28 protein-coding genes are annotated in these 22,283 nt (G+C 63.2%); 11 read left to right on the top strand and 17 right to left on the bottom strand.

What is annotated here, in order from left to right; genetic code table 11:
* Positions 1 to 5: 5 nt before the first annotated feature.
* From C440_RS15900 to C440_RS15885, 4 genes are all read left to right on the top strand, one after another.
* The gene (locus C440_RS15900) at positions 6 to 1,325 is read left to right on the top strand and encodes a D-aminoacyl-tRNA deacylase (RefSeq protein WP_008321680.1); all 1,320 of its coding nucleotides are present in this window, start codon (positions 6 to 8) and stop codon (positions 1,323 to 1,325) included.
* Between the two features lie 149 nt (positions 1,326 to 1,474).
* Positions 1,475 to 2,608 (top strand): cell division protein FtsZ, encoded by a 1,134-nt coding sequence (gene ftsZ, locus C440_RS15895; protein WP_008321679.1) that lies wholly within the window; start codon positions 1,475 to 1,477, stop codon positions 2,606 to 2,608.
* 155 nt (positions 2,609 to 2,763) lie between these two features.
* On the top strand, positions 2,764 to 2,937 hold the full coding sequence (locus tag C440_RS15890; RefSeq protein ID WP_008321678.1) for a protein translocase SEC61 complex subunit gamma: 174 nt from the start codon (positions 2,764 to 2,766) through the stop codon (positions 2,935 to 2,937).
* 1 nt (position 2,938) lies between these two features.
* Positions 2,939 to 3,391, top strand: coding sequence for a transcription elongation factor Spt5 (locus C440_RS15885; protein WP_008321677.1), 453 nt, complete (start codon positions 2,939 to 2,941; stop codon positions 3,389 to 3,391).
* Positions 3,392 to 3,613: 222 nt separating this feature from the next.
* Here the strand turns inward: C440_RS15885 and C440_RS15880 are convergent, their stop codons facing one another.
* The gene (locus C440_RS15880) at positions 3,614 to 3,916 is read right to left on the bottom strand and encodes a DUF7565 family protein (protein ID WP_049915920.1); all 303 of its coding nucleotides are present in this window, start codon (positions 3,914 to 3,916) and stop codon (positions 3,614 to 3,616) included.
* 128 nt (positions 3,917 to 4,044) lie between these two features.
* Between C440_RS15880 and C440_RS15875 the strand changes: the two genes are divergently transcribed.
* A complete protein-coding gene (locus C440_RS15875; protein WP_008321675.1) occupies positions 4,045 to 4,779 on the top strand; it encodes a PHP-associated domain-containing protein in 735 nt (244 codons plus the stop codon).
* A 133-nt stretch (positions 4,780 to 4,912) separates the two neighbouring features.
* Here the strand turns inward: C440_RS15875 and C440_RS15870 are convergent, their stop codons facing one another.
* Positions 4,913 to 5,437 carry a metal-dependent hydrolase gene (locus C440_RS15870; RefSeq protein ID WP_008321674.1) on the bottom strand — a complete coding sequence of 175 codons (525 nt, stop codon included), beginning with the start codon at positions 5,435 to 5,437 and terminating at the stop codon, positions 4,913 to 4,915.
* A 99-nt stretch (positions 5,438 to 5,536) separates the two neighbouring features.
* Entirely contained in the window at positions 5,537 to 6,064 is a 528-nt protein-coding gene (locus C440_RS15865) for a CinA family protein (RefSeq protein WP_008321673.1), read from the bottom strand.
* Positions 6,065 to 6,211: 147 nt separating this feature from the next.
* On the opposite strand from C440_RS15865, the gene C440_RS15860 reads away from it, so the two are divergent.
* Entirely contained in the window at positions 6,212 to 7,423 is a 1,212-nt protein-coding gene (locus C440_RS15860) for an ArsA family ATPase (protein WP_008321672.1), read from the top strand.
* Between the two features lie 27 nt (positions 7,424 to 7,450).
* Here the strand turns inward: C440_RS15860 and C440_RS15855 are convergent, their stop codons facing one another.
* The 5 genes from C440_RS15855 to C440_RS15840 form a co-directional block, all read right to left on the bottom strand.
* Entirely contained in the window at positions 7,451 to 8,296 is an 846-nt protein-coding gene (locus tag C440_RS15855) for an SDR family oxidoreductase (RefSeq protein WP_008321671.1), read from the bottom strand.
* A gap of 98 nt (positions 8,297 to 8,394) precedes the next feature.
* A complete protein-coding gene (locus C440_RS15850) occupies positions 8,395 to 9,192 on the bottom strand; it encodes an endonuclease V (RefSeq protein WP_008321670.1) in 798 nt (265 codons plus the stop codon).
* A 1-nt stretch (position 9,193) separates the two neighbouring features.
* Complete coding sequence (locus C440_RS15845) at positions 9,194 to 10,117, bottom strand: rhomboid family intramembrane serine protease (protein ID WP_008321669.1); 924 nt, start codon at positions 10,115 to 10,117, stop codon at positions 9,194 to 9,196.
* Between the two features lie 39 nt (positions 10,118 to 10,156).
* Complete coding sequence (locus C440_RS17570; protein WP_161605934.1) at positions 10,157 to 10,300, bottom strand: hypothetical protein; 144 nt, start codon at positions 10,298 to 10,300, stop codon at positions 10,157 to 10,159.
* A gap of 587 nt (positions 10,301 to 10,887) precedes the next feature.
* Positions 10,888 to 11,421, bottom strand: coding sequence for an inorganic diphosphatase (locus C440_RS15840; RefSeq protein ID WP_008321667.1), 534 nt, complete (start codon positions 11,419 to 11,421; stop codon positions 10,888 to 10,890).
* Between the two features lie 334 nt (positions 11,422 to 11,755).
* On the opposite strand from C440_RS15840, the gene C440_RS15835 reads away from it, so the two are divergent.
* Complete coding sequence (locus tag C440_RS15835; protein WP_008321666.1) at positions 11,756 to 12,115, top strand: PadR family transcriptional regulator; 360 nt, start codon at positions 11,756 to 11,758, stop codon at positions 12,113 to 12,115.
* Positions 12,116 to 12,151: 36 nt separating this feature from the next.
* Here C440_RS15835 and C440_RS15830 read toward each other — a convergent pair whose 3' ends face one another.
* Both C440_RS15830 and rnhA read right to left on the bottom strand, forming a co-directional pair.
* A complete protein-coding gene (locus C440_RS15830) occupies positions 12,152 to 12,712 on the bottom strand; it encodes a DUF7108 family protein (protein ID WP_008321665.1) in 561 nt (186 codons plus the stop codon).
* Positions 12,705 to 13,298 (bottom strand): ribonuclease HI, encoded by a 594-nt coding sequence (gene rnhA / locus C440_RS15825; protein ID WP_008321664.1) that lies wholly within the window; start codon positions 13,296 to 13,298, stop codon positions 12,705 to 12,707. The genes C440_RS15830 and rnhA overlap by 8 nt, the downstream gene beginning before the upstream one ends.
* Before the next feature lie 121 nt (positions 13,299 to 13,419).
* Here rnhA and C440_RS15820 point away from each other — a divergent pair, with 121 nt between their 5' ends.
* The 3 genes from C440_RS15820 (at position 13,420) to C440_RS17875 (ending at position 16,075) form a co-directional block, all read left to right on the top strand.
* Complete coding sequence (locus tag C440_RS15820; protein WP_008321663.1) at positions 13,420 to 14,400, top strand: transcription initiation factor IIB; 981 nt, start codon at positions 13,420 to 13,422, stop codon at positions 14,398 to 14,400.
* Between the two features lie 201 nt (positions 14,401 to 14,601).
* Entirely contained in the window at positions 14,602 to 15,864 is a 1,263-nt protein-coding gene (gene nreA, locus C440_RS15815; protein ID WP_008321662.1) for a DNA repair protein NreA, read from the top strand.
* 37 nt (positions 15,865 to 15,901) lie between these two features.
* Positions 15,902 to 16,075 (top strand): hypothetical protein, encoded by a 174-nt coding sequence (locus C440_RS17875; RefSeq protein WP_008321661.1) that lies wholly within the window; start codon positions 15,902 to 15,904, stop codon positions 16,073 to 16,075.
* Positions 16,076 to 16,080: 5 nt separating this feature from the next.
* On the opposite strand, the gene C440_RS15810 is transcribed toward C440_RS17875, so the two are convergent.
* From C440_RS15810 to C440_RS15795, 4 genes are read right to left on the bottom strand one after another with little or no spacing between them, the layout of a single operon-like run.
* Positions 16,081 to 16,536 carry a DUF302 domain-containing protein gene (locus C440_RS15810; protein WP_008321660.1) on the bottom strand — a complete coding sequence of 152 codons (456 nt, stop codon included), beginning with the start codon at positions 16,534 to 16,536 and terminating at the stop codon, positions 16,081 to 16,083.
* Positions 16,537 to 16,586: 50 nt separating this feature from the next.
* Positions 16,587 to 17,186, bottom strand: coding sequence for a GrpB family protein (locus C440_RS15805; RefSeq protein ID WP_008321659.1), 600 nt, complete (start codon positions 17,184 to 17,186; stop codon positions 16,587 to 16,589).
* Positions 17,183 to 17,854, bottom strand: coding sequence for a CPBP family glutamic-type intramembrane protease (locus C440_RS15800; RefSeq protein ID WP_008321658.1), 672 nt, complete (start codon positions 17,852 to 17,854; stop codon positions 17,183 to 17,185). Before C440_RS15800 ends, C440_RS15805 begins: the two co-directional genes overlap by 4 nt.
* Before the next feature lie 2 nt (positions 17,855 to 17,856).
* Positions 17,857 to 18,138 (bottom strand): DUF5789 family protein, encoded by a 282-nt coding sequence (locus C440_RS15795; protein WP_008321657.1) that lies wholly within the window; start codon positions 18,136 to 18,138, stop codon positions 17,857 to 17,859.
* Positions 18,139 to 18,282: 144 nt separating this feature from the next.
* Between C440_RS15795 and C440_RS15790 the strand changes: the two genes are divergently transcribed.
* Positions 18,283 to 19,275, top strand: a complete 993-nt coding sequence (locus C440_RS15790) for a DUF7139 domain-containing protein (RefSeq protein WP_008321656.1) — start codon at positions 18,283 to 18,285, stop codon at positions 19,273 to 19,275.
* Positions 19,276 to 19,380: 105 nt separating this feature from the next.
* Here the strand turns inward: C440_RS15790 and C440_RS15785 are convergent, their stop codons facing one another.
* From C440_RS15785 to C440_RS15775, 3 genes are read right to left on the bottom strand one after another with little or no spacing between them, the layout of a single operon-like run.
* Positions 19,381 to 19,902 (bottom strand): Mut7-C RNAse domain-containing protein, encoded by a 522-nt coding sequence (locus C440_RS15785; RefSeq protein ID WP_008321655.1) that lies wholly within the window; start codon positions 19,900 to 19,902, stop codon positions 19,381 to 19,383.
* Positions 19,899 to 21,647: a DNA polymerase/3'-5' exonuclease PolX gene (polX, locus tag C440_RS15780; protein WP_008321654.1), complete on the bottom strand. Its 1,749-nt coding sequence runs from the start codon at positions 21,645 to 21,647 to the stop codon at positions 19,899 to 19,901. Before polX ends, C440_RS15785 begins: the two co-directional genes overlap by 4 nt.
* Positions 21,644 to 22,084 (bottom strand): DUF5788 family protein, encoded by a 441-nt coding sequence (locus tag C440_RS15775; protein WP_008321653.1) that lies wholly within the window; start codon positions 22,082 to 22,084, stop codon positions 21,644 to 21,646. Before C440_RS15775 ends, polX begins: the two co-directional genes overlap by 4 nt.
* Positions 22,085 to 22,283 lie beyond the last annotated feature (199 nt).

Raw genomic sequence — 22,283 nt, 5'->3', positions numbered from 1 at the left:
GAATCGTGATTGGAATCGTCGTCAGCCGCGCCGACAGCGCATCGGTTCACATCGGCGAGCACCTGCGTTCTCTCGCCGATTGGGACGAACAGACGGACGATAGCCGCCCGGACGCTGACGGTGGCGGCACCGTCTACCGCCGCGACGGCTTCGAACTCCGCGAGTTCGACGACCTGCACATCTACCTCGACGACCCCGCCGAAGCCTTCGGCGACGATATCGACCTGCTCGCAGTCGTCTCGCGGCACGCGGGCGAGACGGGACCGCTCTTGACCGCGCACTTCACCGGCAACTTCGGCTCGGCCGACTACGGCGGCGAACCGGGACACTTCGCCCGCGCGTGCCCGAACGCCCAGCGCGTCGTCCTCGATGCACTCTCCGAGCACGCGCCCGACGGCTACGAGGTCGGCATCGAAGCGACCCACCACGGTCCGACAGAGCCGACAGTCCCCTCGATGTTCGTCGAACTCGGAAGCGACGAAGCGGAGTGGGACGACCCCGACGGCGCGCGCGCTGTCGCGGCCGCGGTGCTCGACATCGAAGGCGTCGAACCCGACGCAGACCGCCAACTCGTCGGCTTCGGTGGCGGCCACTACGCCCCGCGATTCGAGCGCGTCCTGCGCGAGACAGACTGGTGTATTGGCCACATCGCGGCCGACTGGCAACTCAAGGCGATGGGGTCGCCCGCGGAGAACCGCGACGTGCTCCGCCGCGCGTTCGACGCTTCGGCGGCCGACTTCGCACTGGTGGACGGCGACCGAGACGACCTCGCGGCTGTCCTCGAAGCTGAAGGCTTCCGCGTCGTCTCCGAGACGTGGGTCAGAGAAACCGACGGCGTCCCGCTCGCCCGTATCACCGACCTCGAAGCCGACATCACGGCCGTCGAGGACGGACTTCGGTTCGGCGCGCACATCGGCGCCGACGAGTACGAGGTCGTCTCCCTGCCGGACGGTCTCCTCTCCGAGGCCCAAGGCATCGACCTCGACGCCTCGCTCGATGCCGTCACCGAGACGACCGTGGCCTTCCACACGACCGAAGGCGGGACCCGAGCGCTCGGGCGCGCGGCCGTCTCCGGCGACGGCTACGACGAACTCGTCGCGCGACTCTGCGAGATTCTTGGCCGAAAATACGACTCGGTCGTCCGCGAGAACGACCACGTCACGGCGACGATGCGCGCGTTCGACCCGGCGGTTGCGCGCGAACTCGGCGTCCCGGAAGGGCCGGCGTTCGGCAAACTCTCGTCGGGACAGGCGGTCGAAGTCGAAGGCGAGACTATCGAACCGGCGGACGTGTCGAAAGAGCGGGTCGTCCAGTTTGCTCTCTGAGCGGGAACCGACGACGATTGGTCGTAGATTCGTCACTGTGGTGCCAATAGTGTGGGAGTAATATGCACGAATTTGGGGCCTCGTCGGACAGACGTCTGACGTAAGGGGGAAAGATAATTAGTCATCCTCCGTAAACCGTCTTCACAAATATGGACTCTATCGTCGACGACGCAATCGATGAGGCCGAGGACATGGGGGATGGGGCGGCTGAAGTCGGCGGCCCGACCAACATCAACCGGTCCGGGACGATGACTGACGACGAACTACAAGCGGTTCTCAAAGACCTTCAGACCAACATTACGGTGGTCGGCTGTGGCGGTGCTGGTGGTAACACCGTCAACCGAATGCACGACGAAGGCATCAAGGGTGCCAAGCTGGTCGCCGCCAACACTGACGTTCAGCACCTCGTGGAAATCGGTGCCGACACGAAGATTCTCATGGGCGAACAGAAGACCCAGGGCCGCGGCGCGGGGTCGCTCCCACAGGTCGGCGAGGAGGCCGCACTCGAATCTCAAGAGGAGATTTACGACGCTATCGAAGGCTCCGACATGGTGTTCGTCACGGCCGGACTCGGCGGTGGCACCGGCACCGGGTCCGCCCCCGTCGTCGCAAAGGCGGCACGCGAATCCGGCGCGCTCACAATCGCTATCGTCACGACGCCGTTTACGGCCGAAGGCGAAGTTCGCCGAACGAACGCCGAAGCCGGTCTCGAACGCCTCCGCGACGTTTCTGACACCGTCATCGTCGTCCCGAACGACCGCCTGCTCGACGCCGTCGGCAAGCTTCCGGTCCGACAGGCGTTCAAGGTCTCCGACGAAGTGCTGATGCGCTCTGTCAAGGGTATCACCGAACTCATCACCAAACCCGGCCTCGTCAACCTCGACTTCGCCGACGTGAAGACCGTCATGGAACGTGGTGGCGTCGCCATGATCGGTCTCGGCGAATCCGACTCCGAGTCCAAGGCCCAAGAGTCCGTCAAGTCCGCACTCCGCTCGCCGCTTCTCGACGTAGACATCTCCGGTGCGAACTCCGCGCTCGTCAACGTCACGGGTGGGTCCGACATGAGCATCGAAGAGGCAGAAGGTGTCGTCGAGGAGATTTACGACCGCATCGACCCCGACGCGCGCATCATCTGGGGGACCTCCGTTGACGACGAACTCGAAGGCATGATGCGGACGATGATCGTCGTCACGGGCGTCGAATCGCCCCAAATCTACGGCCGCAACGGTGAGGTCCAATCGCAGGCACAGGGCCGTCTCGAAGACATCGACTACGTCGAGTAGTCGCCCTCACTGCGAGGTGCCGCCGCCGCGGTCCCCGCGACGACTTTTTAGCACTCACGACTGAGTAGACAGAAACGTCGCTCTCGTGCCGAGGCGCACGAACGGGCGACTGCATCAATAGATAGAAAAAGCCCGATACCCTACGCCCCACTAACATGGACGTCAAGTACGACCTGAACAGCTACGTTCGCGTGCTGAAACTCGCAAGCACGCCATCCTGGCAGGAGTTCTCTCAGATCTCCAAGATTGCCGGTGCGGGTATCTTCCTCGTTGGGTTGCTCGGCTTCACCATCTTCGCGGTCATGAGCTTCCTCCCTGGGGGCGTCTGAGATGCCCATCTTCGCCGTAAAGACCACCGCTCGCCAAGAGCGAACGGTTGCAGACATGATTGCGTCGAAGGATTTCTCCGAAATCCACGCCGTCTTAGCGCCCGACTCGCTCACGAGTTACGTGATGGTCGAAGCCTCCGACGACGGCATCGTCTCTCGCGTCCTCGAAGAGATTCCGCACGCACGCGGTCTCGTCGAGAGCGGCGGCATGGTCGGCACCTCCAGCATGGCCGAAGTCGAACACTTCCTCTCGCCGACGCCGGACGTCGAAGGCATCGCCGAGGGAGACATCGTCGAACTCATCGCCGGACCGTTCAAAGGCGAGAAGGCGCGCGTCCAGCGCATCGACGAGACGAAAGACCAGGTCACGGTCGAACTCTACGAGGCGACGGTCCCGATTCCGGTCACCGTCCGCGGCGACCAGATTCGCGTCCTTGATTCCGAAGAGCGGTAAGCGTCCGCACCCGCACCACACGCGAGGTTTTTTCTCTCTTTGCCGGCCCGTACAGTGATACTGTCGGCTCGTAAGCGATGTAACTCGATTCTCAAAACGCCGCGGACCCCCGTTCGGAACAATTCACTGCAACACCGCCGGGGTTAACCGGCTGACGAGGCGGCCCCACCAACACACGGTCTTCTTCGGACGAGTACGGACCTCGCGTGACTGTTTCGTCCGTTACAATGCGCCCTCGTCGCGGAGTGTCTTGACGACTCGATTCAGGTCGGCAACGTCTTCGATTGCCTGTTTGATATCTTCTCGTATGCGGACCGCCGAGGAGTCGGCGTCGTACGCGCGGACGAACTCCGCGCGGGTGTGCTCGTCGAAGGCGTGCCGAATCGCAAAGTAGCCTTCTGGGACGATTGTCCCGCACACCTTACACTCGTGTCGCTCGTGTTCCGTCGTCTGGTGAATAATCGCATTTTCGACATTCTCGAACCGAGCGTCACACCCCTCGATTCCGCACTTCCACCGGGACATGTTCGACCCGACGGACGTGACTGACAAAACCGTTTCTTCGACGGTCCGGCGTTGAAGAAATAGCAATCCCTAACTGTCGGCTAATCTGACGTGCCTTTGTGAGCGGGAGTACGACGACACGGGTTGATATGCACGTGAAGATTCTCGACGAGCAGGTCGTCTCGCGTGCGAAATCCCGCGGAATCGACGTACTCGTCTACGCCCCCCACTTCGTCCGCCTCCCCGACATCCGCGCTCGCGCAGAGCGCTTTTCGGACGACGAACTCCTCGTCGTGCCCGCGCGCGAGGTGTTCACTGGCTCTTGGCACAACCGCAAACACCTCCTCGCAATCGGGCTTTCGGACCCTGTTCCGGATTTCATCTCTCTCGACGGCGCGCTCGACGAGTTCGACAGACAGGCGGCGGCGACGGTCGTGCCCCATCCCGAACTGCTGACGGTGAGCCTGTCCGCCGACGACATTGCCGGCCACCGCGAGCGCATTCACGGCATCGAGACGTACAACGCCAAAGCCTTCTCCTGTCACAACCGACGCGGCCGCGAAATCGCCCGCGAGATGGCCCTGCCCGGATTCGGGTCGTCCTACGCCCATCTCCGCGGCAGTATCGGCGAGGCGTGGACCGAGTTCGACCGCGACATCGACTCCGAAGCGGCCCTCGTTACGGCGCTCCGCGAGCGAGCGGACCGACGCGTCGTCCGTCGCTCCGGCCTGTCACACACGCTCCGCGGCGCTGTCGAGTTCGCCCACCTCGGCTACGAAAACTCGTGGGGAAAAATCGACCGCCTTCTCCTCTCGGGTATGGAACCGACACACCCGAGACACATCGCCTACGACGGCCGGTTCGACGACGTGAGCGTTTACTAACTCGGTTATCCTCATCCCATCTAGCTTCGTCCTGTCCTGTCCTGTCCTGTCCTGTCCTGTCCCACTCGACGCGTTCTACCGTTCTTCTCTTCGTTCCGAGGCTGTCCTGTTCGCTTCGAGTCGGTCCTCGCTTTCAGATCATCGACCCAATCGACGCCGCGGCATCAGCCATCGACACGTCGAGCGAGAAGAGGTAGTAGTGGACACCAGCGAGGACGGCGAGTTCCGCGGTCGTGATGACGACCGTCACCACGTCGGCGTGTTTCGAACTCGTTGCGACGCCGGTCGGCAGGTCGTACTCCTGCGACGACAGGGGATAGAAAAGCGCGATGCCGCGTTTCGACCCGACCATGTCGAGGACGTAGTGCGTGGCAACGCCGATCCAGACGAAGTAGAGGTTCTCGAAGAACACCGGAAAGAGGAGGAAGACGACCAACACCGGCAGATTGTGGAGGGTCTTGCGATGCTTGCCGAAGGCGGTGTCCACGTCGGGAAAGAGCGCGCCGAGGACGACCGGAATCGACAACTGCCCGATTTTCTGGGCAAGGTGGAGTACCGAGTCAACGGTCGGTTCGAACGTCCGCGGGTCCACGGTGAAAATGACGCCGAGCCCGAGCGCCAGCAAGACGGCGTTGAGCACGTGTCCCTTTTTGTTCATGCGCTCAGACTGGACCGCCGGGATACAAAGCTTTCCCACGGAACCGGCCGACAGCGCCGGTCCCGGTTCGTTTTGTCAACGAGACAAGGGGAAAGCCCATCACTCGCTATCGTCGACTGCCTCGATTTCGTCGGCGAGGAGGGTGAGCGCCCCCCGCGCGATTTGTTCTTTCACCTGCGTCCGAGAGCCGTCGTACTCGAACCGTTCGACGTGGGTGTACGAGTCGCCAGACCCCCACGGTGCGGCGAACGCCACGCCGACAAAGACGGTTCCGACTGGCTTTCCGGGCAGGCCGCCGTCCGGCCCGGCGATGCCGGTCGTTGCGATACCCCACGTCGCATCGGCGACGTCGCGGACCCCAGCGGCCATCTCGTGGGCGACGGGTTCCGAGACGGCCCCGTGGTCGTCCAGCACCTCGCGTGAGACGGCCAGTTCGTGCCGCTTGGCGTCGTACGAATAGGTGACGAGCGAGCGGTCGAAGTAGTCGCTCGACCCCGGGACGTCGGTGAGAAGCGACCCGATGAGGCCGCCCGTACAGGACTCGGCGGCGGCGACGGTGTGTCCCGCATCGCGGAGCGCGTCGCCGACGCGGACTTCTTCGGGCGGGTCTGATGCGAACTCGCGCATAGGTCCGCTCACGGCCGGACGAAACAAAAACCGACCGGCGGCAGTCGCATCTCTCGGTGGCGACTGGCTTTTCGAGACGACGGCGGGTCACACTGCACCGGTTCCGAGACCGAGAAGTACACAAAGCCACGCCGTCACGGGTTCGACATGGATATCGACGTCGAGCCAACAGACCGCCCGACCGACGACGGAGATGACGCTGGCACCGACGACAGCGGCCCGGCGGAAATCGAGGTGGAAGTCACCGACCGAAAGGAGGTGACGACGACTGACAGCGCCGACCTCCCCGAGGGTATCGACGCGCCCGAGTACGTTCTCTACGGCGGCAAAGGCGGTGTCGGCAAGACGACGATGGCGGCCGCGACGGCGCTCGCCAGCGCGGCCGACGGCACATCGACGCTCGTCGTCTCGACCGACCCCGCACACTCGCTTTCGGACACGCTCGGCGTCCCCGTCCCCGACAAGCCGACGCGCATCCGGGAGGACGTGCCGCTCTACGCGGCCGAAATCGACCCCGACGCCGTGATGGAAGGACCGTTCGCGGGTGCTGACGGCCCGCAAGGAGACGAGATGGGTGCCGACGCGGACGCGTACGACGACAACCCGTTCGCTGGCGACGACTCGAACGCCCCGTTCGGCGGTATGGGTGACGCGATGGGCGGGTTCGAAGACCTACTCGGCGGTGACGGTCCGATGGGGATGGGTGGTCCGATGCCGGGTGCGGACGAGGCCGCGGCGATGCAACAGCTCCTCGAATATCTCGACGACCCGCGATTCGACCGCGTCGTCGTTGACACCGCGCCGACCGGCCACACGCTCCGCCTGCTCGAACTCCCCGAACTGATGGACTCCATGCTCGGTCGCATCGCCCGCATGCGCGAGCGCTTCTCCGGGATGATGGACAACATCAAGGGGATGTTCGGCGGCGGCCCCGACGAACCGCAGGCCGGAATGGCCGACCTCGACGACCTCAGAGAACGCATCGAGCGACTCCGCGCGGTCCTTCGGGACCCGACCCGAACCGACTTCCGCGTCGTCATGATTCCCGAAGAGATGAGCGTCGTCGAATCCAAGCGGCTCGTCTCCCGCCTCGACGAGTTCGGCATTCCGGTTCAGACACTCGTCGTCAACCGTGTCATGGAGTCCGTCGATGACGTCGCCGACGTGGACTCGAAGTGGATCGAATCGCCCGACCTCGACAACTGTGGCTTCTGTCAGCGTCGCTGGCAGGTCCAACAGGATGCACTTCGTTCCGCGACGAACCTCTTCCGCGGCCGCGACGTGAAACGCGTGCCGCTTCTTGCCGACCAAGTGCAGGGAGAAGACGCGTTGCGAGTCGTCGCTACCTGTCTTCGATAGCGACACTGTCGATACAATTCGGCTCTGCTACGGGAGTTTTCGTGCGAACCCAAAGAGCGCGTCGCGCCACGAATCGGGGATGAATCGCCCGAGAACTCCGACGCGGGCGACGGTTCCAGGTTGGTAGCGCGGTTTCGGCTTGGTCGAACTCGCGGCGTTGAGGATGTCTTCTGCGACTCGCTCTGGCGGAATCGCACCGGGACCGCCACCGCCGAGCGCCTGTGAGTCTTCGAACAGTTTGTAGACGGCTTCGTACGCACCGGAGCGTTCGATACCGTCTTTGTCCTCGCCGTTACCGTTTACTTCCGCTTCGACGCGTTGGTTGAACTTCGTCTCGACCGGGCCGGGTTCGACGAGAACGGCGTCGATGTCGTATGCTTCGACCTCAGCGCGGAGCGCGTCAGTCATCGCTTCGAGCGCGAATTTCGACCCCGAGTAGACGCCGCCGCCGGGGAACGAGATGCGGCCGGCGACGCTGGAGACGTTGACGATGGTGCCGTCGCCCTGCGAGCGCATGTGGGGCAACACGGCGCGCGTGAGTCGGTGCGGCCCGTAGACGTTCACGTCGAACTGGTCGTGAACCATCTCGGTCGGCACGTCTTCGATGGGACCGAACTGCCCGTATCCGGCGTTGTTGACGAGACAGTCGATGCGGCCTTCCTCGTCGATGATGCGGTCAACGACGCGTGTTACGTCCCCGTGGTCGGTCACGTCGAGCGTCGCAATGTTCGCGCCGCGCTCGCCCAGCGTCTCGATGTCTGCCGGGTTGCGGGCGGTGGCGTAGACCTCCCACTCCTCGTCGAGGAAATCGAGCGCCGTGGCGCGCCCGACACCCGAGGAGCAACCGGTGATGAGGACCGTCTTTTGATGCACGTCGGTAGGTCGGTCCCCGCGCTGTTAAGTGTACGCGGTTCGCCACGAAAAGGAATGTCGAACAGCGCAGAACGCGGGTCTACTGGCGGTGCAGTGGCTCAGTCTTCGTACTGAGCTTTCGCCTCGTCCGCGTAGGCGTCGGCAAGCCGCGTCGGCTCAGGGAGTTTGTACCCACCCGAGAGGTTCGACACGAGATGCACCGCGGTTTCGGCCGCGACGCGGTGGCCGGGGCTGACGTACAGTGGGTTCACGATTGGCCGCGAGTCGTACTGCCGCGACTGGAAGGCGTAGCCGAGTGTCGTCTCGGCGGTCGCGGAGTGCCCACCGACAGAATCGACGTCTCCGTCGGCTCGAATCGGCGTGTGCCACCCTTCCGGTCTGCCATCGACAGCTTCGTCGGGGGTGCCACAGAGCAACGACTTGGCGACGCCGATGCTCGGCACGTCGCAGATGACACCGAGATGCGTGGCAAGGCCCGCCTGTCGGAAGTGGATGCGGCCCGACCCGTCGAAGACGAGGAGGTCAGGGTCGTGTTCGAGCTTGGCCAGCGCGTCGAGGATGGGACCGCCCTCGCGGAACGAGAGCAATCCGGGGATGTACGGCAAGTCGAGTTCCGTGACGGCGTGAACGCGCTCGACCACTTCGTCGCCGCGGAGGACGACGACGGCGCTCAGCGCGCGGTCGTCGAGAAACGACTGGTCGATACCGGCGACGAGAGGAACGTCGGTCCCTCCCGAGAGCGTCGCGTTTTTGGGAGTGCCGAGGGACACGCTCGCCGGGTCGAATCCGAGGTCGTCTTCGAAGACGGCGCGCTCGGCGACGCGGCGCTGGAGCGACTCCATCTCCGCGCGTGAGAGACCGGCGCGCGGAGCGAACTCGGGATTGACCTGTCGCATCTCAGAATCGCCCGCGACCGGGACCGCCGCGACGGCCGCCGAACGACATCTGATTGGGAACGCTCCGTTTCCCCTTCACTCGCTGGCCGTACAGGAGACCGATGACGAGACCGACGAGGTGCGCGAAGTGGGCGACGTTCCCCTGTCCGACCGACGCGGCGGAGTCGGGCGAGAGGAAGAACACGAGCGAGAGGGCCGCGAAGCCGAAGGTAAACAGCCACAGTGGGATTGGAATCACGAAGTATAGATAGATTCGAAGGCTGGGATTGAGAACCGTGAGAACGCCGAGAATGGCGAAGACGGCACCGGACGCACCGAGCACCGCTGTGAGGCTCCCTGGCGACAGGATGAGAGCGCTCCCGATGTGTGACAGCCCCGCGAGCACCCCGGAGACGACGAACAGAGCGGCGAAATTCCGCGACCCGATGTAGCGTTCGACGGGGGGACCGAAGAAGTATAGGACGATACTGTTCCCCACGATGTGGAAGAAAAACCCTGGGTCGTGTGAGAACACTGACGTGACCCACGTCCAGACGAAGAGCGGATTCGACGAACTCAGCGTGAACAGCATCCCGAACGTTCCTCGGGGGAGTATTCCGGCTCTCGTGCCGAGGATGACTGCCCACTCCAGCGCGAACGTGAGCCACATCAGTCCCAAGAACAGGTATGCCATGTTCCCGCGGAAGTAGCCGAGGAGTCCACCGGTTCCCACGACAGAGTCGAGGATGCCACCACCGCTTGTGCGTTCTGTCGTTACGGAGTCGTCGAAGTCACTCGAAAAGACCCCGACTGGGTCGTCCCAGTCTGCTAGTCCGGAACAGTTGTGGTTCTCCGGGAGACGGTGCTCAGAACAGAACGTCCCGCCGCACCGCGAACATCGGTACGGCAGACTCTCGTCTTTACCGCACACGTCGCAGATAGCCATTACCAACGCCTTACGGCGGCGAGATAAAAAGGGGTTCCCTCACGAGCGCGACGTGTACACACCTTCGGTCGATGCCAACCCGTAGCCGAGTGCGCTCCGCCGAGACGCTACGCGAGTCGAATCCTCGACAAATCCCGTGAAACAGCCGTTACTGCGGGGAACACCCTCACGCTGTCGTTGCATGCGGTCTACGCGCTCGGTTTGGAACGTATTCTCTGACACCGTCGTCTGAAAACGTCCGCCTACCAACTGTCCTCTAACCGCTTTCCTCTGGACGGCGCGGCCGCTGTTGCTCGGTGTGCGTGCGATAAAATCCTCGTTACGCGTCTTTGACGCGCTCTTCGTCGGCGTCTGCGTCCGCGTTCTCGGCGGGCGTGAAGTTCGTCGGAACGACGGTCGGGTGTTGTATCCCGAGGCGGGGTTGCTTGGCTGCCATACTCAACTCTACGTAGCCCACAGACTGACTAATAATTACCCATGCGCATAATTCATCGGATGATACGGTGAGGATAACCAGTGTGTATCCAGTTGGTCTCTGTCTTGCGATTCGCCTTTGACGGGCGGATGACGGTGGGTAGACGAAGAGTCGATGGTGAGGTGTAGGTGGACGAGGGGCAGTGAACGGCAGTGGTGAAACTGCGGTAGATGTCGAGCAGTGGACAAACGAACGAGCGCGGACCGATTTTTTGATTCTACGACCGAGCGCTGTCTTCGAGTGCCGCCGCTCCGCGGTGTTCGACCACGTCGCAAAGAAGTGTCGTGAGTGTCGCTTACGCGAAGTACTCTTCGTAGAGGTCCATCGCGTGTTCGATGGCGTCCTTCGCGGCCTGCTTGTCCTCCCAGCCGAGGGTCTCGACTTCCTTGCCCGCTTCGAGATTCTTGTACGTCGAGAAGAACTCGTCAATCTCGTCGAGCCTCTGCTGTGGGATGTCTTCGAGGTCCTCGATGTGGTCGTAACGCGGGTCCTCGGTGGGGACGGCGATGACCTTGTCGTCCTGCTCGCCGTCGTCGTCCATCTTCATGAGGGCGACGGGGCGGGCTTCGATGACGCAACCGGGGAACGTCTGGTCTTCGACGAGGACGAGCACGTCGAAGGGGTCTTCGTCGTCGTAGTACGTCCGCGGCATGAACCCGTAGTCGGACGGGTAGTGGACGTTGGAGTGAAGCACGCGGTCGAGCACGACGCCGGGGATGTCCTTGTCGTACTCGTACTTGTTGCGCTCGCCTTTGAGGCACTCGACAACTGCGTAGATTTCGTCCGGTGCGTCGGGACCGGTCTCCATATCTTCCCAGAGATTCGCCATACCGAACCCATCCTCGATGCAGGCAAAAGTCCTTTCGGCATTGCTCTCTGAGTGACGGTAGTATCCCACCAACCGACCTACGGAACCCCTCCGTGATTGGAGGTATTCTTTGGAGGTTCTCTAACAAATACCCAAATATGCCCGTGGTGTTCTCCGAGTATGCTCGTGGTGGACGAGACCGAATTTGCAGGTATACATCACTTAGTAATACCACTTGCTATTCGGCTTACTTATCGGCTCAGAGCTTGATTTCGGGACTCAAATCCACGTCAGAATGCGCCAAACAGACTGGAAGTTGACAAAGTTTAAATAGACGGATGACATTTCCACATGTATGTCAGAGGCACAAACAATTGGCAGTGAATCCGGTGCGACTCGGGACCTCACCGCGTTCCAGCAGAATATCCTAGTCATCCTGGCAGAAGAACCGATGTACGGTCTGGCTATCAAACGCCACCTCGAAGAGTACTACGACACCGAAGTCAACCACGGGCGTCTGTACCCCAACCTCGACGACCTCGTCGAGATGGACCTCGTCGAAAAGAGCGAACTCGACAAGCGGACGAACCAGTACGAACTGACCGAGACCGGTCTCGAAGCCGTCCTCGACCGCTTCGACTGGATGCTCTCGAAGTTCGTCACCGACGACGAGCGCGCCGAGATGGTTTCGGACCTCATCGACGCAAAGCTGTAATCGCGCGATAGAATCCGCACGAACCGCGGAATTCGTTCAGTTGTATTCGGGCACTTCGGCGTCTGCGGCGTCGAAGAGCAACGTGAGCGATTCCGAAAGTATCGACCGCTGTTCGGCGGTCGGCCACGCATTGCGTGGATAATATTCTTCGACGAACTCACGCACTTCGGGAGCGCCAGCCGTCTCGATACGGCGCACGTAGTGATTCCCGAGGAAATCGGCGAACGAACGCGCGTTCGCGGCGTGGTCCGCGCCGTGTTCTTCGGCGACGACCGCAACGAGGCGTGCGTTGTGTTCTTCGACTGCGTCCCACTCGTGTTCCTCTCCGGTCCCCGACAGTGGCTGTTCGACACCTCTGTCGATATTATCGATCTCCGCCGGCGTGACGGTTCCGTCGGCATCGACCCACTCTGCGGGGTGCAACACGAGTACGGCGTCTTCGTCGCGGACGCGCGCGACGAAGTCGTACTCGCCGACGAGGTCGTCGCGGGCCGACCGGTACGTCTCGCGCTCGTCGGGGTCTACCGCATCGCGCGCGAGGCGGGTCAACCGCGTCGCTTCCTCGCACACGTCTTCAGGGAGTTCTGACTCAGGCATCGTCGAGAGCCTCGTTAGCTAAGGTGTCCGCGCGGTCGTTTATCTCTCGTGGGACGTGTTCCAGCGACCAGCGGTCGAACCTGTCGAGGAGTTCGCGCGCTTTGACGCGGCGTTCCCGCAGTCCGGGGTCGTTTGTCTTCCACTCGCCGCGGACCTGCTTGACGATGAGTTGCGAATCACCGCGAACGTCAACCTCGTCGTATCCGTACTCTGCGGCCGCCGAGAGCGCCGCTATCAGGGCTTCGTACTCGGCACGGTTGTTCGTCGTCTCCCCGATTCGTTTCGACCCTTCGGCGACGATTCCGTTGTTCGTCACGATAGCCCACCCAATCGCCGCCGGACCGGGGTTCCCACGGCTTGCACCGTCGAAGTACACGTGTGCGCGCCCGCCTTTGGGTTGGAGCACGGCAAGCAGGTCGGTCGGTCTCGACCCCTGCACGACGACTTTTCCATCGTAGGCGACTGCGCTCGCGTCGTCTCGCTCCGCGCGCCAGCGCTCGTGTTCTGTGTTGCCGGGCGATACCGCGATGCCCGCCTCTTCGAGTCGTCGTCGCGCTTCGTCTGGGTCGCACTCGACGGTCGGCATACTATCACCTCACTGTGGATTCGGTATAGGCGCTCCGTTCGCCGTCCTTTCGGAAGATGAACAACTCACGAACCCCCGAGAAAAGTTTCAAGTGTGTGGAAATAGACAATATATAAATGCGATGAAACGGCCTACCCGCCAGCGGGAGCGTGAGAACGACCGGACTCGATGGGGAGACGAGTCGCAAGACGACGAGAAATCGGAAGACGAGGTGGATCTCGACAACCTCGACCCGGAGGAAGTTGTCAGAACTGCCGACGGCGAGTTGATTCACGAGGAGACCGGTATTATCATCGAAGAAGAACGTATCGACCCCGGACCGGAGTGGCGCGCGTTCAACCACTCCGAACGCCAGTCGAAGTCTCGCGTGGGTGCGCCGACCACGCAGACGATGCACGACAAGGGGCTAACGACGACCATCGACTGGAAGGACAAAGACGCCTACGGTCGGTCCATCTCGTCGAAAAAGCGGTCGCAGATGCACCGGCTTCGAAAGTGGCAGGAACGAATTCGAACGAAAGACGCGGGCGAGCGAAACCTCCAGTTCGCACTCAGTGAAATCGACCGGATGGCGTCCGCACTCGGCGTACCGCGGTCGGTACGCGAGGTCGCATCCGTCATCTACCGACGCGCCCTCAACGAAGACCTGATTCGCGGGCGGTCTATCGAGGGCGTCGCCACATCGGCGCTCTACGCCGCCTGTCGAAAAGAGGGGATTCCGCGCTCGCTCGAAGAGATCTCTGAGGTATCGCGTGTCGAACGAAAGGAGATCGGACGAACGTACCGCTACATCTCACAGGAGCTTGGGTTGGAGATGCGGCCGGTCGACCCGAAGAAGTACGTCCCGCGATTTTCGTCCGAACTCGACCTCTCGAAGGAGGTCCAGTCGAAAGCGAACGAGATTATCGAGACGACGGCCGAACAGGGACTTCTCTCCGGGAAGTCTCCGACCGGGTTCGCCGCCGCCGCAATCTACGCGGCCTCGCTTCTCTGCAACGAAAAAAAGACTCAGCGCGAAGTCGCGGACGTCGCGCAGGTCACCGAGGTCACCATCCGGAACCGCTACCAAGAACAGATCGAAGCGATGGGCATTCACACCTGAGGTGTCCCCGAACGCGGACACCGCACCCATCCACCATCTGAGACCCGGTACGACTCGTTTCGCGTGACGGCCGACCGGTTCGTAGCCAGCACGCGCTCGGCCGCGACCAGTCGTCCGAGATGACTTTTGTGCGCCGTCGCTTCCGAGCGTCCCGACTGTATCGCCGAAGGTTCATACCCGCGGCCGCCCCACCGTTCGGTAATGCGGCTCGACGAGTACATGGACATCGAGCGAGACGACCGCGCCGAGCGCCGGCGTCTCGCCGAGGAGAAGTCCTACGGCATCCTCGACCACCTCGAAACGTTTCAGGACCGCTTCGAGGAGACGGTGCAGGGCGACTCCCTCTACGGCGGCGTCTCACCGTCGATTTTCGTCGGGCGCTCGAACTATCCGCGCGTCTCGACGGGCATCCTCTCTCCCGTCGGCCACGACGACGACGCCGCGGCATTCGAGACGAGCGCCGCGTGGTACGACGAAGGCGTGAGCATCAACGACGTGTTCCAGCGGCGCACCTCCCTTCTGAACTCGAATCAGGGGACGAAAGTGACGAACGTCGCTGACTCGTGGGACGGGTTTCTGGGGACGCAACGCGAGGTCGCCATCGCCGACCGCCCCGTAACGGTCGAAATCGGTCTCGACGACACGCCAGACCTCGACTTCGATGCCAGCGCCGCGGACGTGGCGACGCCGGTCGGTCCCCGTGCCCGCGCCCGCTCTGCCGACCTCGCGGAGAACCCACACGTCCCGAAGTTGGTGAAAAAGACGCTCGAAGACGACGACTGGAACGCACAGGGTGCGATGACGTACCTCTATCGCCGTGGCTTCGACGTGTACGACATCAACACGATTCTCTCTGCGGGCGCGCTCGGACAGACAGAACAACGCCGTCTCGTTCCGACGCGGTGGTCTATTACCGCCGTTGACGACACCCTCGGACAGTATCTCCGAGGACAGGTTCGCCACGCCGAGTCCGTCGATGGCGTCGAAATCTATCGCAACGAGTTCCTCGGAAACGCCTTTTGGGTGATTCTCGCACCGGGTCGCTGGGAGTTCGAACTAGTCGAGATGAAGGCTCCCGGAAGCGTCTGGAACCCCGACCCCGAAGCCGGGATGTATCTCGCGGCCGACCGCGAGGGCTACGACGGCAGAAGCGGATACGTCAACGAGACTGCCGGCGCGTACCACGCTTCGCGGCTCGGCGCTCTCGAACACCTCAACGACCGCGGCCGACAGGCGAAAGTGCTCGTCTTGCGGCACGTCTCGGACGACTACTGGGGACCGGTCGGTGTCTGGCAGGTCAGAGAGGCGGTCCGCCACGCGTTCGAAGGCGAGAAAGCGACCGCCGAAACGTTCGGTGACGCCGTCCGCGACGTGGCCGACTACCTCCCCATCTCGCTCGGCGACCTCCGGCGAAAATCGACGATGGCCGCCGGGTTGCAGGCGAACATCTTCGACTTCTCGTGAACCAATCTTTTTGACGGCTGAGACGCCTGCTTAATCTATGATTCCACTACAGGTACCCGGCGGCCCAGAGCTGCTTATCATCTTTCTTATCTACGGTGTCCTCGGTCTCCTTCCGGTCGTCGCGGCGCTCGTTGCTATCTATCTCCTGTACAAGATTCGCGGCGATATCAACCGAATCGCCGACGCGCTGGAAGAACTCGACTCGGTGTAGGGTGGTTACGCCTCGATTGCGTCGAGGTTGGCGAGCGCCTCATCGACGAGTTCGCCCGTATCGGCGATGATCGCCGCCATCTCGTCGTCGTCGGGCGCGATGCCGATGAGCCGGGCGACGCGCATGATACTCAGGTGATAGACGACCTGTTTCCCCGGTTCTTCCTCCCAGATAACCACGTTACACGGGAAGAGACCGCCAATCTTCTTGTCGGTCGCATCGAGGGCGCGGTTCGCCATCGTCGGGTTGCACGCGCCGAGCACGTAGTAGGGGTCGCGGTCGGCATCGACTTTCTCGTTGAGCATCTCGGAGGGCGAAAATTCAGTTGCGACACCGAACCCGGCGTCAGTGAAGGCTTCGCGGACGTGCTCGATTGCGGTCTCGTGGTCCATGTCGAGAACGACGCGTTCCTCACCGATGGCTTCGGGTTTGATGGTGCTAGGGTCGATTGGAAGTGCCATAGCGGACCCTTCGGTCCCCGGTCGGGAAAAGCTATGGTAGTGTGCTTGACCTACACGAGCGGGTCGTCGTCTTCCGACGACGCGGCGTCGTCGAGCACGGATTCGACGAACGACGCCTTCGCGTTCGTGTATCGACCCCGCTTGTCCGGGTGCGCCTCGGCGAGCCTGCGTTTGTGTCGCTCGTACTCGGCCGCGAGGTCGTCGTCCGCCCGGAGCGCGTCGCGGAAAGCGACCTGCTCGCGGTGGCAGTCGCTCCCGACTTCGGTCACGGAGAGATAGTGCGTCCGCCGCTCGGGCGGGCCGTGGACGAAAAACCGTCGGTCGGGCACGTCGCCGTCGGGACGCTCCTCGTAGCCCGCGGCTTCGAGCGCCCGCGCGACGCCCTCGGCGTCGTCGAGGCTGGAGACGAGGACGAGCAGGTCGACGATGGGTTTCGCGGCCAGCCCCGGAACCGCGGTGCTCCCGACGTGTTCGAATCGAATGCCGTCACCGCTGTCGGCGTCACCACCGTTCTCGGCGGCGGCACAGAGTCGCGGCCGCAGGCGCTCGACCTCGCGCTCGTACGCCTCGCGCCAGCTCGGGTCGTGAGCGACGAGTTCGACGGTGCCGCGGGCGAGACCGAGCGACGGATACGACTCGCCGTCACTCATAGCGGAATCGGGAGCCACTGGAGCGCCGCCGCGACCCGGTCGGGGGGTAACAACGGCGGATGGAGAACGAGCCAGTCCAGTAGGATGAGCCCGCCGCCGTGGGCGACGATAGAGGGGAGAATCGAATCGCTCTCGTAGTCTACGAGCCCGAAGAGCACGTCCGTCGGAGCCGACAGGAGCAACTCTATCGGCGGCTTTCCGACGTGGTGGAACGCGTAGAGAATCGGGCTGATAAGGGCGCTTTTCCGGCCAATTTCGCGGACGCCGACACAGAGCAACCCGCGGTAGTACGTTTCGGCGGCGACGACGACGAGGAGTTGCTGAGCCGCGTGCGGCACGAAATCTGCGAGCGCGGTTGAGGTGTGCCACATCGGGTAGTAGGCTCGAATCGTCGGGAGACTCGACCCGACGAGGTAGAACGGGAGGACGAACAGCGCGAGAAGCGCGGTGTTTCGGAGGACGCGACGGTTGACTCTCCATCCGAGGTTGCGGCCGTGGGCGACCGCCAGTGCTCCGGGAACGAGGATAAACAGCAGGGCGTCGTGGACCGCGCGGTACGTGAGATCGCCGGCAGGAAGAGTCCAGAGACTCCACGCGGCACCGGCGAGACCTCCGACGAGGAGCGCGCGGTAGAGCCACGGGAGTCGGGCGAGCCGGCGACGAAGCACCGTTATTCGGTTGCGACCGGGGCGCGACCGACGATGTCGTACACGTCGTCAACAAACGTCTGTCGCGTCTCGAAATACGTCTCGTCCGCGTCGGCGAGGATGTCTTCGAGCGTCTGCGGGCCGTCCGGAGTCCGGATGACCGCGTCACCTTCTTTCTGTAGGATACGACTCTTCTCTTGGGGCCACGTCAGTCGAGAGGCGACGCGCGCGAGAGGGGCACCTTCGACGGACGCACCCTCTCCGAGTTCGACGGCGGGTGCCTCGTCTGCTTCCTCGTCAGCCATGACCGAGCGTTAGCCACCGCGGATGATAATCCCTTCGAGATTCACATCGCCCGATTGGAACCCACTATCGAGAGCCAATGACGTGTCGAAGAGCAGACAAACGTCTGACGCATCGTTTTAGGGGCCGCTTTCGTATGACGGTTTATGACCAGTCTTTCGGAGGCGTACCACGGTGGCCGCGGTGGGCCGAGTCTCCGACGGCTGTCCCTGGGCTTCGGGGCGTTTCTCTCCGGTGTGTTGCTCGTCGTCGCGGGCATCGCGGTCGTGACGACCGATGTGTACACGTCGGGCGGAGCGTCGCTCGGCGAAGCGCGCGAACTCGGGGGCATCCTCGGAGGTATCGGTGTTCCCGTCATCTTCCTCGGCGTGCTAGCGGTACTCCCGGTGAGTGCCCGAACCCGCGCCGCCGCAGTTATCGGCGCGAGTATCGCCATGTTCGGTGTCGCGTTGTTCTCCCACGCGTACCCGTGTCACTGGATTGGCTCGTCTTGCGGTGCCGGTCTGCGCGACCTCACCTTGGAGACCGTCGCCGTCTACTTCTTCGGCACAGTCACGACGTTCTGGTGTCTGTTCGTCGGCGTCGCCAACTTCAAGACGCGAAACGACCCCGGCGGCACCGCAACCGTGCAGGTGACCAAAAAGGGCGAAACGCGCTTCGTCGAGGTTGACAAGTCTAGCGGTGGTGGCCTCGGCGGAATCGGCTTCCTCGGCGGCACGCCCGACGGTGACATCGAGACGCAGACGAATCAGACGCAGTCCACGTCCTCCACGTCCAGTTCGACGAGCGCGGCAGGCACCGCAGGCGCGGCCAGCGCGACAGACGGTGGCGCATCGGCCCAAGAGATCACGCCGTTGGATGTCGAACCAACCCAATCGTCCCAGTCCGCTGGCGCGTCGCAGTCCACGCGACCCGACACTATTGAGCCGACTTCGACTCGCTCACCGGCGAACGCCGCAGACCACCCCGACGCGGACCGCCCCGACGCCACGACGGTCGGTGACCGCTACTGTGGCAACTGCACGTACTTCGAGTACGTTCGCACGTCCGACGGTCTCAAACCGTACTGCGCGGCCCACGACGAGATGATGCAGGATATGGAAGCCTGCGACGAGTGGTTCCCCCGTCGCCGCGAGTGAGGAGTGAGCGGCGAGCGAGGCAGAACCGATTGTCCGGGTTGTCCGTTTTCCGTGTTTTCTGTTTCCCCGTCTCTCGATTCGAGTGCTGACGCGGCCGTCAGGCCTTCAGAAGTCGTTTACTCTCGATTCGACGTCCCGCCAGTGACTCCCTCGCCAGAACACCTGTCCGCAATCCTGACACCGCCAGAGCGCCGTCTCGTCCGGGCGCGGGGCGTAGTCGGGGACCGACGCGTCGGCATCGACTGTTTCGACCGGGCCGTTACAGACGCCGCACCGCGTGGGCGTTTCGTCGAGCGAGACGTCGAACCCCACGGATTCGAGTTCGCGGAGTTGGTCGATTGGCGTCCGTGCTGCGAGCAGGACGCTTCGCGGGGCCTGCGACGCGAGCGCCACATCGCGTGTGAGGAGCACGCGCCCGTCGCGGGCCGCCCGTTCGAGCAGTTCCTCATCACCGGGGTCTGACCCGTCGTCGTCGAGGGCGTAGACCGTGTCGTACCCGCACATCCGGAGGTTCGTGGCGAGCGTCCCGAGCATCACGTCTAATAGGAGGGTCGTCTCGCCCGGTTCGGGCTGGTCGATGCCCGAGGCGACCGTTCCGGGGTGGTCTGCGCCGATGTCGTCGGTCAATGGAGGAAGTCGGTGAACGCCGCGACACCCCGCGTGTTCAACACGTCAGCAGTCTCGACCCAGCCTCGTCGCGCAGTGTGGACGCCGTATCGGACGTAGTCGAGTTCCGCCGGTCGGTGCGCGTCGGTGTCGATGGCGATGGTCGCGCCCGCCTCGACGGCGGTTCGGAGCGCCTCGCCGTTCAAATCGAGACGGTATGGGCTGGCGTTGAGTTCGAGTGCGACGCTGTGTTCGACGGCGGCCTCGGCCAGTCGCTCGTAATCGACCGGCAAACCGGGTCGCTGGTTGATGAGCCGACCGGTGGGGTGGCCGAGCACGTCGGTCGCGGGGTGTTCTATCGCGCGGATGAGTCGGTCGGTCGCCGTCTCGCGGTCTTGGCCGAGACCGCTGTGGGGCGAGGCGACGACTACGTCGAGTTGGTCGAGCACGTCGTCGGCGACAGAGAGGTCTCCGTCGGCGTCGATATTCGCCTCGACACCGGTGAAGACCGCGATGTCGCTTTCGTCGGCAACGGCACGCACCTCGTCGATTTGTTCGAGCAGGCGGTCGTCTTCGACGCCGACGCCGCCGACCATGCCGGGACCGGTCGCGTGGTCTGTGACGACGTGATAGTCGTAGCCGCGTGCTTCGGCCGCGGCGACCATCTCCGCGATGGTGTTGTCGCCGTCGGACCAGTTCGTGTGGGTGTGTAGGTCGCCTCGAATCTCGCCGTCTTCGACGAGGGCCGGGAGCGATCCGTCGGCGGCGCGTTCTATCTCGCCGGTATCTTCGCGCATCTCGGGCGGGACGTGCGGGAGACCCAATGCCTCGTACATCGATTCCTCGGTCTCGCCGGCGATGCGCTCACCGACGTGGGGACCGCCGTCGGGGTCGTCCACGTCGGAGATGTCGAACATCCCGTACTCGTTCATCTTGAGACCGCGGTCGATGGCGATGTTGCGGAGATGGACGTTGTGGTCCTTACTTCCGGTGAAATACTGGAGCGCCGCGCCGTACTCCGACGGGTCGATGACGCGGAGGTCAACCCGCATCGCGTTCACTCGGGCGCTCGCCTTCTGTTCGCCCGCTTCGATGGTGTCGCCGAGGTGGTCCCACGCGAGGAAGTGGTCGATGACCGATTCGGCGTCGTCGCTCTCGGCGAGCACGTCGATGTCGCCGACCGTCTCGCGCCACCGCCGCATCGACCCAGCGGGTTCGACTCTGCCGACGCCGTCGAGGTCGGCGAGATACGAGCGCAGGTCGTCGGCGACGGGCCGGGCGTTTCCGAGCAGTTGCCGACCGGTCGCTTGGCGCGCGAACTCGATGCCATCGAGGATGTTCGCCTCCGTCTTCGCGCCGAAGCCCTTGACCTCCTGAATCCGTCCCTCGCGTGCGGCGGTCTCCAGTTCGTCGAGGTCGGTGATTCCGAGTTCCTCGTAGAGCGTGCCGACCGTCTTCGGGCCGACGCCTTCGACGCTCGTCAGGCCGGCCATATCGACGGGCAATTCCTCGCGGAGGGCGTCTAACTCCTCGATGTGCCCGGTTTCGATGTACTCGACGATTTTCGAGGCGATTGCGTCGCCGACGCGGTTGACCGTCTTGACGGTGTCTTCGCCCTCCGCGGCGAGCGACTCGATCGGGTTCGGATGCTCGCGGACGTTCTCCGCGGCGCGGCGATAGCTCGACGGTTTGTACGCCACGCCGTTCGCATCGAGGAGGTCTGCGAACTCTTCGAGGAGCGCCGCAACCTCGTCGTTTCGGCTCACCGGCCACCTCGCTTGCTCGCGCCGCCCTCGCGGCCGAGCGCCTTCTTCAGGAATTTCATCCACCGCTTTTGATCGGCCGCGTTCTGGAGTTTCGACTCCTGTTCGAGGTCTTCCGGCCGCAGTTGTTCGAGGGCGTTGAGCGCCCGGTCGATGCCGATGATAGCCGTGACGAGTTCCGTTCCTTTCTCGTAGCTCACCTCGTTGTCCTCGATACGCTGGAGTCGGTCGAGGCGCTCCCGCCGAAGATTACGCTTCGCTTGGTCAACGCGCTCGCGCTCGCCCGGCGGAATCGTCTCTCGGCGCTTGATTTCGAAGACGAACTGCTGGAGGTCTATCTCCTCTCCTTGGACGTCAATGCGCTCGGGAATCTGTGCGCCGACCGTCGCACCCTCCCTGTTGACGCGCTCCAAGAGTTGTTTTCGCTCGAACTCCTTCACGGGTGTTCGTTACCTCGCGCGGCACTTCGCTCCTTCGCCCCGTGTTCTTCGCCCGCTACGGTGACCCGGACACCCAGCTATCTGGTCCCGAGAGAATCGTCGATGTGTCTCTTTGATGAAGTTCTATCGACACGTTGAAACGGTCCAGAAACAGCGAATAACAGTTAATCTCGGGTCCGTTGTATTCTAGAATCGAACC

Source organism: Haloferax mucosum ATCC BAA-1512 (genome assembly GCF_000337815.1).
GTDB classification, from domain to species: Archaea; Halobacteriota; Halobacteria; order Halobacteriales; family Haloferacaceae; genus Haloferax; species Haloferax mucosum.
This window is presented reverse-complemented; position numbering and strand designations above follow the sequence as displayed.

Excerpts from the sequence above, each read along its gene's own strand:
- ftsZ (WP_008321679.1), top strand. The coding sequence starts at position 1,475 with ATGGACTCTATCGTCGACGACGCAATCGATGAGGCCGAGGACATGGGG.
- C440_RS15870 (WP_008321674.1), bottom strand. The coding sequence starts at position 5,437 with ATGAACAAAAAGGGACACGTGCTCAACGCCGTCTTGCTGGCGCTCGGG.
- C440_RS15795 (WP_008321657.1), bottom strand. The coding sequence starts at position 18,138 with ATGGCTGACGAGGAAGCAGACGAGGCACCCGCCGTCGAACTCGGAGAG.
- C440_RS15805 (WP_008321659.1), bottom strand. The coding sequence starts at position 17,186 with ATGAGTGACGGCGAGTCGTATCCGTCGCTCGGTCTCGCCCGCGGCACC.
- C440_RS15865 (WP_008321673.1), bottom strand. The coding sequence starts at position 6,064 with ATGCGCGAGTTCGCATCAGACCCGCCCGAAGAAGTCCGCGTCGGCGAC.
- C440_RS15840 (WP_008321667.1), bottom strand. The coding sequence starts at position 11,421 with ATGGCGAATCTCTGGGAAGATATGGAGACCGGTCCCGACGCACCGGAC.
- rnhA (WP_008321664.1), bottom strand. The coding sequence starts at position 13,298 with ATGCCGACCGTCGAGTGCGACCCAGACGAAGCGCGACGACGACTCGAA.
- C440_RS15820 (WP_008321663.1), top strand. The coding sequence starts at position 13,420 with ATGAAACGGCCTACCCGCCAGCGGGAGCGTGAGAACGACCGGACTCGA.
- C440_RS15860 (WP_008321672.1), top strand. The coding sequence starts at position 6,212 with ATGGATATCGACGTCGAGCCAACAGACCGCCCGACCGACGACGGAGAT.
- C440_RS15890 (WP_008321678.1), top strand. The coding sequence starts at position 2,764 with ATGGACGTCAAGTACGACCTGAACAGCTACGTTCGCGTGCTGAAACTC.
- C440_RS15830 (WP_008321665.1), bottom strand. The coding sequence starts at position 12,712 with ATGCCTGAGTCAGAACTCCCTGAAGACGTGTGCGAGGAAGCGACGCGG.
- C440_RS15875 (WP_008321675.1), top strand. The coding sequence starts at position 4,045 with ATGCACGTGAAGATTCTCGACGAGCAGGTCGTCTCGCGTGCGAAATCC.
- C440_RS15845 (WP_008321669.1), bottom strand. The coding sequence starts at position 10,117 with ATGGCTATCTGCGACGTGTGCGGTAAAGACGAGAGTCTGCCGTACCGA.
- C440_RS15885 (WP_008321677.1), top strand. The coding sequence starts at position 2,939 with ATGCCCATCTTCGCCGTAAAGACCACCGCTCGCCAAGAGCGAACGGTT.
- C440_RS17570 (WP_161605934.1), bottom strand. The coding sequence starts at position 10,300 with ATGCAACGACAGCGTGAGGGTGTTCCCCGCAGTAACGGCTGTTTCACG.
- C440_RS15835 (WP_008321666.1), top strand. The coding sequence starts at position 11,756 with ATGTCAGAGGCACAAACAATTGGCAGTGAATCCGGTGCGACTCGGGAC.
- nreA (WP_008321662.1), top strand. The coding sequence starts at position 14,602 with ATGCGGCTCGACGAGTACATGGACATCGAGCGAGACGACCGCGCCGAG.
- C440_RS17875 (WP_008321661.1), top strand. The coding sequence starts at position 15,902 with ATGATTCCACTACAGGTACCCGGCGGCCCAGAGCTGCTTATCATCTTT.
- C440_RS15790 (WP_008321656.1), top strand. The coding sequence starts at position 18,283 with ATGACCAGTCTTTCGGAGGCGTACCACGGTGGCCGCGGTGGGCCGAGT.
- C440_RS15850 (WP_008321670.1), bottom strand. The coding sequence starts at position 9,192 with ATGCGACAGGTCAATCCCGAGTTCGCTCCGCGCGCCGGTCTCTCACGC.
- C440_RS15810 (WP_008321660.1), bottom strand. The coding sequence starts at position 16,536 with ATGGCACTTCCAATCGACCCTAGCACCATCAAACCCGAAGCCATCGGT.
- C440_RS15880 (WP_049915920.1), bottom strand. The coding sequence starts at position 3,916 with ATGTCCCGGTGGAAGTGCGGAATCGAGGGGTGTGACGCTCGGTTCGAG.